Here is a 15140-nt window from a genome sequence, read left to right on the forward strand (position 1 = left end):
GCCGACCCCGCGCCCCCCGCTCCGCGCAACGGCTTCACGCGGTCCGGCTCACCCCACGACCACGTTCACGAGTCGGCCCGGAACGACGATCACCTTGCGCACGGCGCGGCCGGCGATCGCCTCACGCACCTTCGCGTCCGCGAGCGCGATCGACTCGATGCGCGCCGCGTCCGCGTCGGCGGGAACGATCACCTTCGCCCGCACCTTGCCCGCGATCTGCACCGCGATCTCCACCTCGTCGTCGCGCAGCATCGACTCGTCGTACTCGGGCCACGACGCGTGCGAGACGAACCCCCGTCCCCCAAGGCGGCTCCACAACTCCTCCGCCAGGTGCGGCGCGAACGGCGCAAGCACACGCGCGAAACGGTCGGCCTGGCTCCGCGTCAGCCCGCACGCGGTCGTCGCCGAGTTCACGAACTCGATCATCGCAGCGATGGCGGTGTTGAACGCCAGACGCTCGACGTCCGCCCCGACCTTCGCGACCGTGCGGTGCAGGAGTTTCTCGACCGCCGGGTCTTGCGTCCCGCCCGCATCGGCGTCGCCGACCAGCCGCGGCTCACCGGTCTCCTCGTCGATGATGAGCCGCCACGCGCGCTGCAGAAAGCGGAACAGGCCCGTGATGTCGCGAGGGTTCCATGGCTTGGCGGCCTCCAGCGGTCCCATGTACATCTCGTACAGCCGGAACGTATCCGCCCCGTACTCCGCAATCACGTCGTCCGGGTTGATCACGTTGCGCAGGCTCTTGGACATCTTCGCGACAATCTGCGCCACCGGCCTGCCCGACGCCCGCTCAACGAACACCCCCTCGCCCCGCTCCTCGACCTCGTCCACGGGAACGAGCGTCTTGTCCTCACGCTGGTAGGCGTGGCTCAGGATCAGCCCCTGGTGGAAGAGCCTGGCAAAAGGCTCATCGGTCGATACCAGGCCGAGGTCGAACAGCACCTTATGCCAGAAGCGCGCGTAGAGCAGGTGCAGCACCGCGTGCTCCGCGCCGCCGATGTAGAGATCGACGCCGCCGGCTCCATCCTCTCCGCCGCGGTACCGCCCCTCCGCTGTTCTCCCTTTCATCCAGTACCGCTCCGCCGCCTCGCCCACGAAGCGATCCGCGTTGTGCGGGTCGCAGTAACGCAGGTAGTACCAGCACGAGCCGGCCCAGCCCGGCATCGTGTTCGTCTCACGCGTCACCGGCGCATCCGGCGGAAGCCCACGCACGCCCGCCTCGCCAGCCGTCGTGCGAAGCCAGGCGGTCGCCTTGGCGAGCAGCGGCACCGGCTCGTCGCTCTCGATCGGCTGGTAGTCCGCAAGCTCCGGCAGACGAACGGGCAGCGCATCGTCCGCCACCGCGTGGTGCCGGCCCCGCTCGTCCCACACGATCGGGAACGGCTCGCCCCAGTAACGCTGCCGGCTGAACAGCCAGTCGCGCAGACGGTAGTTCACTCGCCTTCGCCCGACGCCCCTCTCCTCCAGCCACGCGATGATGCGCTGCTTCGCCTCCGCGATGCACAGGCCGTCCAGGAAGCCCGAGTTGATCGCCGGCCCGTCCCCGAGGTACGGCCCGTCGCCGAAACCGGGGGGGGGCTGCACGGTCCGCACGATCGGCAGCCCGAATGCCCGTGCAAAGTCCCAGTCGCGCTGGTCCTGGCCGGGCACCGCCATGATCGCGCCCGTGCCGTACCCCATCAGCACGTAGTCCGCCGTCCAGACCGGGATGCGCCCGCCTGTCGCAGGGTTGATCGCGTAAACCCCCGTGAAGACGCCCGTCTTCTCCCTGCTCTCCTGGCGCTCGACGTCCGAGCGATTGCGCGCCGCCAGCACGTAGCCGCGCAGAGCGTCGACGTCCGTCTCCGCGCCTGGGTAGTCGAGTGCAGCGTCCACCAGCGGGTGCTCGGGCGCGACCACCATGTACGTCGCCCCGAAGATCGTGTCCGGGCGGGTCGTGAAGACACGCAGGGACTCGCCCGTCCGATCCCCCTCCCTGCCCAGGATCGGGAACTCGACCTCCGCCCCTTCCGATCGACCGATCCACTCGGCCTGCTGCGTGCGCGTGCTCTCGGGCCAGTCCACGCTCTCCAGCCCGCGCAACAGACGCTCGGCGTAGGCCGTGATGCGGAACATCCACTGCCGAAGCGGCTTGCGGAAGACGGGGAATCCCCCCCGCTCGCTGCGCCCGTCGATCACCTCCTCGTTGGCCAGCGCGGTGCCGAGCCTCGGGCACCAGTTCACCGTCTGCACGCCCACGTACGCGAGGCGGTAGGAATCGACGATCATGCGCCGCGTGTCGTCGTGCATCTCCGCCCACGACATCACCGGCTTGTCAGAGCCGATGTCGCCCGCGCCGGCGTACTCCGCAGCGTTCGGATTCAGCCGCGGCGCACGCTCGCCCGACTCGAACTCACGCACGAGTTCGTCGATCGGCCTGGCGCGCCCCCGCTCCGTGTCGTACCAGGACTCGTAGATGCGAAGGAAGACCCACTGCGTCCAGCGGTAGTAGTCCTCGTCGATCGTACCGAACTCTCGAGACCAGTCGTAGCAGAACCCGAACCGCTTCAACTGCCGACGGAAGTTGTCGATCGCACGGCGCGTCGTGACGGCGGGGTGAACCCCCGTCTGGATCGCGTACTGCTCCGCCGGCAGTCCGAACGCATCCCATCCCATCGGGTGCAGCACGTTGTAGCCGCGCATCCGCCGGTAACGACACACTATGTCCGTCGCCGTGTACCCCTCCGGGTGACCGACGTGCAGCCCCGCGCCGGAAGGATACGGAAACATGTCGAGGCAGTAGAACTTGCGACGCGAGGCGTCGAACCCCGCCTCGCCGGGGTTCGGCTGGCGGAACGCCCCTTCCCCCTCCCAGCGCCGCTGCCACCGAGTCTCGATCGCATCCGCGAGCGCGGCCGTATAGCGGTGCGGCGGGACGGATGGGTCGGCATTCCGGCTCGGTTGATCGGCGCTCATCGGCATCGCTCGCGGGACGTGAAGCGTACTCCAAAAACAACGAAAGCCCCGACAACGGCGAGGCCCCGAGGGATCGCGCCATGCCCACGACGCATCAACCCACCGGGCGGTGCGAAAGTCGGAGCGGCAGCGGCGTGCAAACGCCGGTCATGGCCGACGACTCTAGGCCCTGTTGACTCCCTCAGCCCTTGGCCTCCACCTGCTGACCGGGCTTGCGCCTCGCCGCGGCCTCCGCGAGCAGACGCTTCGCCTCACCAGCCAGGTAGAACGAGCCGGTGACCAGGATCAGGTCGTCACGCCCCACGGCCCGGTACGCCGTGTTGATCGCGTCCTTCAGCGAAGGCTCCACCTGCGTCATCTTCGGGCTTTTCTCCGCGAAACGCCGCTGCAACTCCGCGGGGTCGCAGGCCCGGGGGTTGTCGGACGACCGCGTAAAGATGATCTTGTCCGCACCGAGCCCGATCCTCGCCAGCATCCCGTCCACGTTCTTGTCCGATGCGCACCCGAAGATCATCACCATCGAGTCGTAGCGAACGTGCGTCCCGATCGCCCGCACCAGCGCGTGCAGGCTGTCCGGCGTGTGCGCACCGTCGATCAGGATGCGCGGGGAGGACCACACCTGCTCAAGCCGCCCGTTCGCGGGCGTCGCCGCCAGACCCAGCGCCACCTGGCGCTCCGGCGTGTCGAACCCCCGGTCACGCAGGTGGTCCAGCGCCGCGAGCGCCAAGCCGCAGTTCAGCGCCTGATGCTCGCCCTTCAGCGGCACCGCCAAGTGCTCGTACGTCGTCCGCGGCGAGGACAGGCAGACCCTCGCGTGCGGGCCGAGTTCCGGCGTCGCCTCGAGACGGTAGGAAAAATCGATCTCCTTGCCGAGAACTCGCAGCGGCGCGCCGATTCGCTCCGCCTCCTCGCGGAAGACGCCCATCACCTCGTCGCTCTGCGGGAAGGTAATCGCCGTCACCCCGGGCTTCATGATGCCCGCCTTCTCGCGCGCGATCTCCGCCAGCGTCGAGCCGAGCAGCCGCGTGTGCTCGAGCTGGATCGCCGTCAGGATGCACACCTCGGGCGTCACCACGTTCGTCGAGTCGAGCCGACCGCCCAGCCCGACCTCGAGCACGGCCGCGTCCACCGCACGCTCCGCGAAGAACCGCAGCGCCAGCGCGGTCAGGAGTTCGAAGTACGTTGCCCGACCGTGCCTCGCCTCGACCGCCTCCGCCGCCGCCGCCGCCGCGCCCAGCGCGCCCGTGAACTCGTCCTCGTCGATCCACTGGTTGTTGATCCGAACACGCTCACGCACGTCCGTCAGGTGCGGGCTGGTGTAGATGCCGGTCGTGTAGCCGCACGAGGAGAGACACGACGCGAGCATCTCGGCCGTCGAGCCTTTGCCCTTGCTCCCCGCGACGTGAACGCACCGAACGTCACGCTCAGGATTGCCCAGCGCCTCCATCATCGCGCGCATGCGGTCCAGGCGAAAGACACCGCGGTCCACGTTCGCAGGACGCATCCGCTCGACGTTCACGCTCTCGTTCAGGTACTTCAGCGCGGTCTGGTAGCTCGCGAACCGCTTCGGGCGGCGGATGCGGGCTTTCACGGACGCGGCCGACTGTCCGGACGATCGCCCCGGGGCTTTCCCGGCGGCGCTGGAGGTTCGGGGCATAGCGGCAGATTCTAAGCCGCACAACCCCCCCGTCGAAGCGCGATCTTCACACTTCGCCCGGCGCGATCGCTTTCCGCGGCGCCGCAAGGACTTGCAGCCAAACGCCGCCCGCCGGGACGAAGCACGCTCACCCCGATCGGACCGCATGAAGCGCCATCACCGCCTTCATCTCACGCACCGCCTCCCGCAAGCCCACAAAGACCGCCCGGCTCACGATCGCGTGCCCGATGTGCAACTCCTCCACTCCCGGGAGCGCGGCGATCGGCCCCACGTTCACGTAGTTCAACGCGTGCCCGGCGTTGAACCGCATCCCGGCGTGCCGGATGCGCGCGCCCGCGTGCGCCACACGCTCGAGCTCCGAACGCAGCAAGCCGCGCCGAAAGTCGCCCCCGCACTCCGCGAAGGCGTGCGCATACGGCCCGGTATGCACCTCGCACACGTCGAACCCGGCCGCCGCCGCGGCGTCCACCTGCCGGTCGTCCGCGTCGATGAAGGCAGACACCAGCATCCCCGCGCCGCGCAGCCGCGCGACGACCTCCTTCATCCGGGCCGACTGCCCCGCCACGTCCAGCCCGCCCTCGGTCGTGACCTCGGTGCGCCCCTCGGGGACGAGCATGGCGGTGTCGGGGCGGATCCCCCGGGCGATCTCAACCATCTCGTCCGTGGCCGCCATCTCGAGGTTGACCTTCACCGCGACGAGGCGGCGCAGGAGTTCGACGTCGCGGTCCTGGATGTGGCGGCGGTCCTCGCGCAGGTGCATGGTGATGCCGTCGGCCCCGCCGAGTTCGGCCTCGTGGGCCGCGCGGACCGGGTCCGGCTCGCCCTGCTCGGGCGGCACGCCGCGGTAGCGTGCCTGCCGGACGGTGGCGACGTGGTCGATGTTGACGCCGAGTTGGATCATGCGCGCAGTCTACGCCGGCGCGAGCGCGGGCCGGCCCCGGAGCGGACGCCCCAGCAACGCCGTGAACACGGCGAACGCCAGATTGCGAGCGGCGATCCCGGTCCAGTCCTCGACGTTCGAAGACGCGAGCACGCCGCATCCGCACGGCGCAGGGACGGGCGGCGGGCGGAGCGTGAGGAGGAGCGCGTAGACGCCGAAGAGGCCGAAGAGTGCGGCGAGAGCCATCGCGGCACGCGCGGGCGCTCGCCCCGCCATCAGCCACAGGAGCGCGGCGATCGCCGCGCCGAGTTCGACACCGATCACCGCCCAGGCGGCCGGCGGCGTCAATGTGTCGGGCACAAGCCCGTGCGACGACAGGACGGAGGCGAACCCGTCCGGGTTTATGAGTTTGACGAAGCCCGTGTACAGGAAGAGGGCCGCCTCGGCGAGCAGCACGGCGACGGCGAGGCGCCGCCACGTTTCGCCCGCGAGCCGCCGCGCCGTCATCGCCGGCGCACCCACGCGTAGATGCCGACGGCGACGAAGACCACGCCCACGCCGATGAGCGGCCAGTCGAACGACGAGCGCCTGGGAGCCTCGGGAAATGGCGGAGCGGGACGGCGTGACGCGGCGGCGTCTTCGGAGCCGGTGTTCGCCGGTGAGACGTTCGACGTGTTGGAGGTGGAAGCGACGGACCAGCGGACCCCGTGGTCCAGCGCGCCGGCGCGCTCTGCTCGCTCGACGACCGCGCTCATGCTGAACTCATCGGCCGGGTTCGGCCCTGCGAGCCGGATGTCGGAGGGCGTCCAGCCCCAGTTCTTTCCGTACCGCCTGACGACGCCGAAGGGGAGGGTGTCGTCCTCGACGTACTCGTAGGCGTAGGTGTTTCCCGTCGCTGCAAACTCAACCGCCGTGAGGCGTCCCTCGCCGTTGATGTGGTAGACCAGCGGCTTGCGGTCGGGGACGAAGTCGCCGCCCGGGTTCCAATCGAACATCTGGCGGTTGCCGAGGGGGAATCGGAACGTGACGCTCCAGCCGCCGTCGCGGGCGCGCTCGATCTTGGTGGCGTGCTCCGCGTTTGCCTCGATGAAGCGGAGCGTGAGGTCGGGAAACGTCCGCTCGACCAGCGTGTCGTGGACTTCGCGCGGGCTGCCCTCCCAGCGCTGGACGCGCCCGTTTCGCCTCGTGTTTGCGAACATCACGCCGTTGGCATCCACTCCCCAGACACGCCCGCCCGAGGCGTGGTACCACGCGCCGGTCGCCGCGTCGTACCCGGACATGCGCACGTGGTCCGAGCCGTCCGAGTCGGCGACGAAGTGGACGGCGCCGCGCGTGGCGATCCGCTCCTTCAGCCACGAGCGCAACTCGTCCGGCGCGGCCTGAGCGAGCGCATCCCGAGTGATCGTCAGCACCATCGTCACGAGCGCGAGACGAAGCATGTTCTTCGAGTATCGGGTTGACGACACGTTGTCCATCTGACCTCCCCCGAATCACGTACTCCGGGTCACGACTCCCCACCGCCGCTCCCGCAGGGGTTGCCGACCTCGCACCCATTGAACCCGGTTGTGTAGAACGTTGTATCCGAAGCGGAGCCATCGCGCACGATGCAGCACATGCCCCAGGGGTCTGGGCCGCACAATGTCATGCTCCATCCACTCGGCACGGGGTTGTTCGGGTCGTCACACGGCCACGAAGCGGAGTCGCCCTCTCCGTATGTATAGCAGTAGTACGTCTTGAGACTGGCTCCAGACCCATCTTTGCCCGGGGTACCAGACTCGCATCCCCGTTCGCAGTAGATCATCTCCTCCGAACCGCAATCGTCGCACCCGAGCGGCGTCTTGGGCCTGTAGCAGGGCTGCTGCGGCTGCGAGAGCGCTGTCGCGACGATTGCAGTGAGCGCAGCGGCGAATGTGACTCGCTTCCAGATGGTTCCGATTTCGCGCTTCATGGTGCTTGCTCCTATCGGTCGCGTCCTTCGACGCCGTACCACGTGGTCATCACGGGGAACCCGATGTTGCTGACATCGTCGTACACGAACTCGCCGCCGGGCAGAAAGTCCATCCACCGGCCGATCAGCGCGCTCCCGTCGGCCATGGCGACGGGGCCGGGCGAACTGTCCGGAAGACAGCACCAGCGCGGCGGCGAGTTGCTGCGCTTCGACCAGGTGAAGAACCAGCCGAGCATCCCCTTGGAGGCCGGCAGGCGCGTCTGGCGGCGATACACGGGCACCGGCGACTCATCCCACACGTTCTGGTCGGGCGTATTGCCCGGCTCCATGCGGCGCGCGTCGTAGACCATGCAGAGCGAGAGTTGGAAGACGGAGGCTCGCTCCGCCGCACGGTCGTCGATCATGCCCTCCCGCTTGAGCGTCTCGTACCATTTGGCGGAGCACGCGCCGACGGTGTCGAACGCCGCGAATGGGTACAGGTCGTTGTGCTCGTTGCCGTACATCTCGACCAGGGCCGCCTGCTGCTGGATCTCGCCGAGCAGGGAGGTCAGACGCCCCTGGTGCCAGGTCTGTCGAACCGACGGCAGCAGCAGGCCGACCAGGATCGTCAGCACGCCGAGGACAACAACGAGTTCGGGGAGGGAGAAGCCGCGCCGAAAGGCAAGGCCTCGTGCACGAACCGGGCTGGTCCGGGTCGGCCGCATGGGGCCAGTATACCACGCGACCCCCCCCCCCCGTCAACCCATCGTGACGATTTCTGGCGGTCGTCTGTTTGAGAACACTGGCGTTGAATCGGATTGTGTTAGGGTTCTGAACGCTGATGGAAAACGAAAATCAGACTTGACAAATCGCAATGAACTTCAATAATACGAAAAATGGCTGTCGAGATTGATAAATCCGTCGAGTCACACCCCCTCTGCCGGCTGCCGCGGGAGGACCTGGACCTGGTGGCGGAGTTGGTGCTGGCGTCGGGGTCGCTGAAGGCGGTTGCTGAGGCGTACGGGGTGAGTTACCCCACGATCCGGGGGCGGGTGGACCGGGTGATCGAGCGGCTGCGGATGGTGCTCGAAGACCGCAAGCCGGACCCGGTGACGGACCTGCTGGCGGACCTGGTAGCCAGGGGGGAACTGACGGGGGCGACGGCGAGGCGGATTCGAGATGCGGTGCGCGAGGCGAGGAAGACGGGGCATGAAAGGCCCCGCCCCGAGGAACTGGGTTCCGAGGGAATGAACGGATGAGAGGAGGCGTGTGATGGAACCGTGGGTGCCGCTGGACAAGGCGTGGATGCTCGGGGCGTTCATCGGCGGGGGCGGCGGCACGGCCATCGGCCTGCTCGGGGCGACGGCGGGCGTGCTGGCGCCGCGGGGCATCGGCCGACGGGCGGTGCTCGGGTCGATGCTCGCCTTCGCGTTGATCGGGCTTGGGCTGGTTGTCGCGGGCGTGGTGGGGTTGATCGTGGGCCAGCCGTTCCACGTCTGGTTCTGGCTGCTGCAGCCGGGCGTGATCTTCGCGTTTGTTACGGGGCCTCTGATCCCGGTGGTCGCGCGGCGCTACGCGCAGGCCGAGCAACGCCGGCTGGATGCGGAGGCACTGAGGCGGGGGTGAGGGGTGAGATACGAGCCCCGAGCGGAAGCTCGGGCGCGCGTCCTCCTTTGACCCCGTGCTTCCGCACGGGGCTCGTACATGCACTCAACATGAAGGCGAATCCGGCGTCACCGTGTGCTCGGGCGCTTCGCCGGTGAGCACGCGCCAGACGTCGCGCACGACCCAGGACATCTCGCGCTTGGCGTGGCGGGTTGCGCCGGCGACGTGGGGCGTCAGGCGCGCGTTCGGCAGGCCCCAGAGCGGGCACGACGAGCCGGGCGGTTCGGGGTCGAACACGTCCAGCACGGCGGCGGCACGCGGGTTGGCTCGCAGGAAGGCGGCGCACGCGACGGCATCGACGACGAAGCCGCGGCTGGTGTTGATGAGCAGGGCGTCGGGCTTCATGCGGGCGAAGGCGGACGGGCCGAGCAGGGCGCGGTTCGAGGGGCGGGCGTCGACGTGAACACTCAGAACGTCGGCGGCGGCGAGCAGGTCGTCGAGCGGGACCGGCTCCGCGCCGTGGCGATCGGCATGGTCGATTTCGCGCAGCTCGTGGTATATGACGCGCATGTTCAACGCGGCGCCGAGCCGAGCCACCTGCGAGCCGATCCGCCCGAGACCGAGCACCCCGAGCGTGAGGCCCGCGATCTCGCGCTCGGCCTCAAGACTCTTCCGCAGCCGGTTCCACTCGTCGGGCGGGAGCGGGCGGTCGAGCGCGGCGCGCGGGCGCAGGACATCCAGCATCGCGGCGGCGACGAACTCGACGACGGCCCGCGTGTTCGCGCCGGGCGTGTTCACGACGGCGACGCCTCTCGCCGCGCACGCGGCCACGTCGATGTTGTCCACGCCGACGCCGGCTCGTCCGACGACGCGCAGGCGCGGCGCGGCGGCGAGCATCGCATCGTCCACGCGCGTGTAGGTCCGCACGATCAGCCCCTCGGCCCGCGCAAGCAGACCGAAAAAGCCCGGACCGTCAGCGGCGCACCGCACCAGTTCGCACCGCTCGGCGAGCCACGCCGCGGGCCTCGGGTCGAGGTCCTCGGTCTGAATGACGAGCGGGCGGGCCATCGCGGCATGATGCTACCCCGAACCCTCGGCGCACCCGGGGTGGAGCAAGGCAGGCCCCGGCTCCGGGCCGCCGCACGAACCATGCTCCGACCTCAGCACCCCGCGATGCACGCGGCGGCGGACACGGCTGCGGCGGAGCGCGACCCCCGGGACTTCTCCGCCGAGGCGTGGGCGCGTCTGCGCGAGAGCCTGCCGGCCGACGACCGCCACCTTGCCGAACTGCGGATGCGCGGGCTGGACTGGGCGGCCATCGCCGAGCAACTCGGCACCAGCGAGACCGCGGCCCGCCAGCGATTCAGCCGAATCGTGCGAAGTCTGCGCGCGGAGGAGGAAGAATGAGCTCGGATGGGTCGATGCCCGGGCCGAGGCCGCTCATCGCGAGCTTCACTGTCGTTTTGCTAACATCCACAAGCCTCTGTGCTGTATGCTCATGCGCACGACCGGACTCACCTCCAACTCCCTTGACAGGGGCGGCCGGCCCTTGGTATCCTGCTGTTGTGGCGGGTATCGGTTCAGTCCAACCGGTTGCCCCCCCCCCATGGGGGAGTGGCTTGTCGCTTCTTGCCGCAGAGGGCACTGCCGCGTTGCGTTCAGCCTGATTGAGTTGATCGTTGTTCTCGGCATTGTGATGGTGCTGATCGGTCTGCTCCTGCCGTCACTCGCCGCGGCGCGTGAGCGGTCTCGAATGACGCGACTGGCGGTCACGGCGAGAAGCAATGCCCTTGCCGTGGTCGCCTACGCGGGCGACCACGACGACGTGTATCCGATCGCATCAGCCGACGTAGGAAACGCGATGCTCGACTGGGACGATCCCCTCATCGCGGAGGGCATTCTTCCGTCCAAGGCAGCGGTCGATCCGGACGGCGTTCGCGAGCATGGCGGACCGAAGTTCGCCCTGTCGGGCGCTCTTGTGCATCCGTCACGCTTCTTGGAACCTGGCGCCACCCTGCCGATCGACCTCGCGAAGGCCTCGCCGATCCGCCAGTCCGAGGTCGCGTATCCGTCACAGAAAGGCATGATGGTCCGCTGGCTGTTCGTGCGCGACGGAGTCCACACCTTCTGGACGTGGAATCCCTACGACCGACCGATCGCGCCCGTGGCCTGGACGGATGGGCACGTGTCCGAGCATCGATGCACGGACTTTGCCCTGGCGTACCCGTACTTCGAGAACTGGGTCGGTCATCCGGTCGTGAGCACGTGGCTCGGGACAAAGGGCGCCGACAGACTTGCGCTCGAATGAACCACGATGGAGCACACGCAAAGGAGGCATCGCCATGACGAACACACTCGCCGGACGAATCGCCGGAGCGATCGGGCTGGCTGCGGCGCTCACCGTGATCGCCGCGCCCGACTACTGCTACTTCCTCGAGCGGGTGCAGGATGGTGAGAGTTCGGGGTGCGGCTCCGGGGCGTCCTTCTGTCTGAACAACACCATCGTCTGCGATGTCGGTCTCACGACGCGGGTCGACTACGGCTGCGGCAAGAAGGGGCCGATGTCATTCCCCGGTGTCGTCCGCAAGTGCTTCAAGATCACCAATGCGATTACGCACCCCTGCGACGATGACGATGAGCCTGCGGGCGCGGATCCGGTGGGATGCCGGACGGAATCCGGCGTATGCTGCTACGGTACCCTGACCTACGACAGTAACGTGCCCGGTGATCCGTACATGAGCGTTGCTTCCGGCGCGCGCTGCTGCAATGTCGTCGTCTCCGAGTAGCGCCGCCCCATGCTGACCAGTCGTCTCATGCTGGCCGGCGCCGTGTCGGGCGCCGTGACGCACGCGACACCGACGGAGTCGGCGCCGCTCGTTCAATGGCTGGAGACGCGTCCCCAGACGGTTCAACCGGCGACCGATGATCACACGCCCGAATCTCTCGCATCGGCAATCGTCAGCGGTTGGCCGGCGCAGGGTTCGATCTTCGCGCACTACACCGACGAACACGACAACGACCTTCGGGTCGCGTTCGATTTCGCATCCCGCGCTTGGAACAGCATCCGAGCCAGAGAGGTCATCGTCGCCCGGGATCCTGACGGAGTCGTCTACGCGGGCAGGATCGATGCAGGGCGCTTGCGGGAAACGTCGCCCGGCGGGGCAGACTGGGTTCTCGACCATGTCTTTCCCCAAGTGGGTGTTGTGAATGTGCTTCGAGCGCCGAACGCGAACCCTCGTGTGGAGCGCGCGAACGGTGGCGGGTGGATCGTTGTGGTGTCGCTGCCTCGCGCATCACGCTACCCGCCCGCCGAGCGACTCTCTGAGTTTGACATCCAACAGTGGGGCGGACCCCATGGCATGTACAGGGACGTTACTTTTGTGATCCGCGATGATCTAACCGTCGCGTCAATCACTCGCCCGACGCGACCAAGTCATGCGGAACCGGGCATGGAGACGCTCGCGTTCGACACGGCGGAGACGGGCATCCCTGGCTTCCAGGTTGTCCGCACCCACCCACCCCCCGGTAAGCGAATCCTGACCCACTTCGAGCACGACCGAGCGGGCGCTCCCGAGCGATTCACAGCCGGCGCAGTCCTCAGAGAGGCGGAGTTGCGCCGAATCGAGCATCGCCCGCGGGTGCAGGTCATGAGCGCGGACGAGGCGGACGCCAGCCCCCGATTGCGCCCTGCTCCCATACGCGACGCGAAGTCCTCGATCGAGTCACTGCGGATTGGGTTGCTCGGCGGCGGAGTACTCTTCCTCGTAGTCGGAGCCCTCGCGTGGTTCAGATTGCGACGAGCATGACGCGGAGCGCCCCCCCGGCGGGAGGTCAGCGTCCGGGCAGTCGTCGTACTCCTCGGAGCCGCGTGGCTGCTCGTTGCGGGCATAAGCAAACTCTTCGGACCCGAGATCTTTGCCGATGCGCTGCACGCGCACGAAGTCGTGCCGGCGGAGTACGTTTCGTTCGTTGCGTTTGCCTTCCCGATCGCCGAGGTCGCCATCGGTCTTGGGGTGACGGGTGCCCTCGTCCTGGGAAAGTCCGTGAGGGCAAGCGCAACCACCCCGCTCGCCGTGTACAGCGTGTTCTTTGCGTATGCGCTCTGGCTTACGCAATACCCGCCGGATCAACCGGCCGCATGCGGCTGCGGATTCTCGTCCGCGCCGGTCGATCGTTGGGGTCCGATCGCACTGCGGAATGGGGCGGCAACGGCGGTCTTGGTCGCCTGCGCGCTCCTTCCATGGAAGCAGGATCAAGTCCTTTCACGGCCGAACGCGTGACCGCAGCGAGCCACCATCGACGATCGCTGGCAGCCACCGCAGCGTGCGTCTTCACCGCCGCGCGTCGTCACCCCCGTCCAGGTCCGCCGGCTCCAGCACCGCCGACATCGAACCCTGGCACGACGCGATGAACGGGTCCGCGCCGAAGCCGTGAATCTGCTGCACCTTCAGTTCGGCGTGCTCGCGGTGGGTCGTCAGCACCACGGCTCGGCCCTGCGTGTCCACGCGCCTGGCGATCTGGAACGCTCGCTCCTTCGGGTGCCCGAAGAGCCGCTGCATCATCGCGATCACGTACTCGTACGAGTGCTGATCGTCGTCGAGCAGCACGACGTTCCACGGGCGCGGCCGCTTCGTCTCGGGCTTGTCGGCCGCCCGGGGGAGCGTCCGGACGGCGGTCGGGGTCTCGCTCATGCCCGAATCGTACCGCGCCCGGGCGCGCCGGAGAAGCCCCCCAGCCTGCGCCGAGGGGCTTCAACCGGACCTGCGAAACTCGTGGGTGCGCTCCCGCTCCCCGCCAACCGGGCCTGCCGCATCACCCGGTTCGGTCAGGGGCAGCCGGCCGTGTAGGCGTTGAGGTAGGCGATGAAGTCGATCGTGTTGATGACGCCGTCGCCGTTGAAGTCCGCGTGGCACACCGGATTGACGGTCAGTTGCGCCACGTTGCTCTCGACCGCGCCGCAGGTGCCCGTGACGCGTACCGAGTACTCGCCCGCGTCGCCGAGGCTCGCTGCTGGGATGAGGATCGAGGTGTTGGTCTCGCCGTCGATCTCGACGCCGTCCTTGAGCCACTGGTAGCCGATCCCCTGACCGACGGCGGTGACCGCGAATGCGGCGAAGCGCCCCTCGTCCACTGTCAGCGCGCCGGGCTGTTGCAGGATGACGGGGAACGCCAGGTTGCGCCGGAAGAGGAGGTGGTCGCTCTGCGAGCCGCCGATGTGGCCTCCGAAGAGGAGCATCTCGTTGCGTCCGGCGTCGTAGGCGACGTGGTGATCGCTGCGTGCGGACGGGCTGCTGTCGGGGTAGACCCGCGACCAGTTCTCCCCATCCCACTCCCACGTGTCGTCGTAGAGGAACGTGCTGGCGCCTCCAAAGAGCATGATCCTGCCGCGCTGCGGGTCGTAGGCGAGGGAGTGGTAGACGCGCCCGGGCGGAGCGTCGAGCGGCGCCAGGAGCGTCCACCCCTCTCCGTCCCATTCCCACGTGTCGTTCCAGTACTGCCCGCCCCCCGAACCGCCGAAGTACACCGTGCGCTGGCGAACCGGGTCGTACGCGGCGCGCCCGTCGCTGAGGTTCGGTCCACCGACGTGCTTCGTCACGTTCACGCCGTCGTAGACATAGGTCATCCCGCGTTCGACGATGAGCGTCACGGCCCGTGCCTCGTCATAGACGACGCTGATGCTGCTGGACGTGAGGAGGATGTTGTCGCCGCCGGGACTCCGCAACTGCCAGCCGTCCGGCCCGCCGTCCCACTCCCACAGCGCGTTGTTCGGCCCCTTGCCGTAGACCAGCACCATCACGCCGCGTGCGGAGTCGTAGGCCATCGCCGGCTGGAGGTAGGATTGGGCGTCACCGGTCCTCGTCCATGTCAGGCCGTCCCACTCCCACTGCTCCGCCATCGTCAGCAGCACGACCGTGTCGCGCTTGGGGAAGTAGGCGATCGCGCTCTCGACGGCCCTCCACTGCGGTCCGACGCCGATCTCCCGCCACTCGTAGCACGATTGGGCGTCGGCCGCGCCCGTCGCACCGAGCGTCGCCGCCAAGACCGTGATGCCGATGAGCCGTTGCATGATCCGTCTCCTTTCGCAGGGTTTCGTTCGGGCGGCCCACCGGCCGCCG

16 protein-coding genes are annotated in these 15140 nt (G+C 68.4%); 6 read left to right on the forward strand and 10 right to left on the reverse strand.

The genetic code is table 11. The features are described 5' to 3' along the window. Window positions 1–48: 48 nt before the first annotated feature. From FBT69_08505 to FBT69_08535, 7 genes are all read right to left on the reverse strand, one after another. A complete protein-coding gene (locus FBT69_08505) occupies window positions 49–2955 on the reverse strand; it encodes a leucine--tRNA ligase (protein MDL1904832.1) in 2907 nt (968 codons plus the stop codon). 181 nt (window positions 2956–3136) lie between these two features. After that, a complete protein-coding gene (locus tag FBT69_08510; protein ID MDL1904833.1) occupies window positions 3137–4759 on the reverse strand; it encodes a bifunctional folylpolyglutamate synthase/dihydrofolate synthase in 1623 nt (540 codons plus the stop codon). Next, window positions 4740–5513, reverse strand: a complete 774-nt coding sequence (locus FBT69_08515) for a pyridoxine 5'-phosphate synthase (protein MDL1904834.1) — start codon at window positions 5511–5513, stop codon at window positions 4740–4742. The genes FBT69_08510 and FBT69_08515 overlap by 20 nt, the downstream gene beginning before the upstream one ends. Window positions 5514–5522: 9 nt before the next feature. Further along, on the reverse strand, window positions 5523–5999 hold the full coding sequence (locus FBT69_08520) for a hypothetical protein (GenBank protein ID MDL1904835.1): 477 nt from the start codon (window positions 5997–5999) through the stop codon (window positions 5523–5525). Continuing rightward, window positions 5996–6967 (reverse strand): hypothetical protein, encoded by a 972-nt coding sequence (locus FBT69_08525; GenBank protein MDL1904836.1) that lies wholly within the window; start codon window positions 6965–6967, stop codon window positions 5996–5998. The genes FBT69_08520 and FBT69_08525 overlap by 4 nt, the downstream gene beginning before the upstream one ends. A 29-nt stretch (window positions 6968–6996) precedes the next feature. Next, window positions 6997–7440, reverse strand: a complete 444-nt coding sequence (locus FBT69_08530; protein ID MDL1904837.1) for a hypothetical protein — start codon at window positions 7438–7440, stop codon at window positions 6997–6999. An 11-nt stretch (window positions 7441–7451) separates the two neighbouring features. Further along, entirely contained in the window at window positions 7452–8144 is a 693-nt protein-coding gene (locus tag FBT69_08535) for a prepilin-type N-terminal cleavage/methylation domain-containing protein (protein ID MDL1904838.1), read from the reverse strand. Window positions 8145–8315: 171 nt separating this feature from the next. Here FBT69_08535 and FBT69_08540 point away from each other — a divergent pair, with 171 nt between their 5' ends. Together FBT69_08540 and FBT69_08545 are read left to right on the forward strand one after the other, a co-directional pair. Next, complete coding sequence (locus tag FBT69_08540; protein ID MDL1904839.1) at window positions 8316–8678, forward strand: DUF2089 domain-containing protein; 363 nt, start codon at window positions 8316–8318, stop codon at window positions 8676–8678. A gap of 13 nt (window positions 8679–8691) precedes the next feature. Continuing rightward, the gene (locus FBT69_08545; protein MDL1904840.1) at window positions 8692–9045 is read left to right on the forward strand and encodes a hypothetical protein; all 354 of its coding nucleotides are present in this window, start codon (window positions 8692–8694) and stop codon (window positions 9043–9045) included. Between the two features lie 84 nt (window positions 9046–9129). On the opposite strand, the gene FBT69_08550 is transcribed toward FBT69_08545, so the two are convergent. Continuing rightward, window positions 9130–10092: a hypothetical protein gene (locus tag FBT69_08550; protein ID MDL1904841.1), complete on the reverse strand. Its 963-nt coding sequence runs from the start codon at window positions 10090–10092 to the stop codon at window positions 9130–9132. Between the two features lie 81 nt (window positions 10093–10173). Between FBT69_08550 and FBT69_08555 the strand changes: the two genes are divergently transcribed. The 4 genes from FBT69_08555 (at window position 10174) to FBT69_08570 (ending at window position 12830) form a co-directional block, all read left to right on the forward strand. Then, a complete protein-coding gene (locus FBT69_08555; GenBank protein ID MDL1904842.1) occupies window positions 10174–10431 on the forward strand; it encodes a hypothetical protein in 258 nt (85 codons plus the stop codon). Between the two features lie 265 nt (window positions 10432–10696). After that, window positions 10697–11332, forward strand: coding sequence for a type II secretion system protein (locus FBT69_08560; protein ID MDL1904843.1), 636 nt, complete (start codon window positions 10697–10699; stop codon window positions 11330–11332). Window positions 11333–11366: 34 nt separating this feature from the next. Then, window positions 11367–11810, forward strand: a complete 444-nt coding sequence (locus FBT69_08565; protein MDL1904844.1) for a hypothetical protein — start codon at window positions 11367–11369, stop codon at window positions 11808–11810. A gap of 9 nt (window positions 11811–11819) precedes the next feature. Beyond that, window positions 11820–12830 (forward strand): hypothetical protein, encoded by a 1011-nt coding sequence (locus FBT69_08570; GenBank protein MDL1904845.1) that lies wholly within the window; start codon window positions 11820–11822, stop codon window positions 12828–12830. 525 nt (window positions 12831–13355) lie between these two features. Here FBT69_08570 and FBT69_08575 read toward each other — a convergent pair. Both FBT69_08575 and FBT69_08580 read right to left on the reverse strand, forming a co-directional pair. Further along, window positions 13356–13715 (reverse strand): ATP-dependent Clp protease adaptor ClpS, encoded by a 360-nt coding sequence (locus FBT69_08575; GenBank protein ID MDL1904846.1) that lies wholly within the window; start codon window positions 13713–13715, stop codon window positions 13356–13358. A gap of 134 nt (window positions 13716–13849) precedes the next feature. Further along, window positions 13850–15091, reverse strand: a complete 1242-nt coding sequence (locus FBT69_08580; GenBank protein MDL1904847.1) for a hypothetical protein — start codon at window positions 15089–15091, stop codon at window positions 13850–13852. Window positions 15092–15140 lie beyond the last annotated feature (49 nt).

Source organism: Synechococcales cyanobacterium CNB, from assembly GCA_030263455.1.
Taxonomy (GTDB): domain Bacteria; phylum Planctomycetota; class Phycisphaerae; order Phycisphaerales; family UBA1924; genus CAADGN01.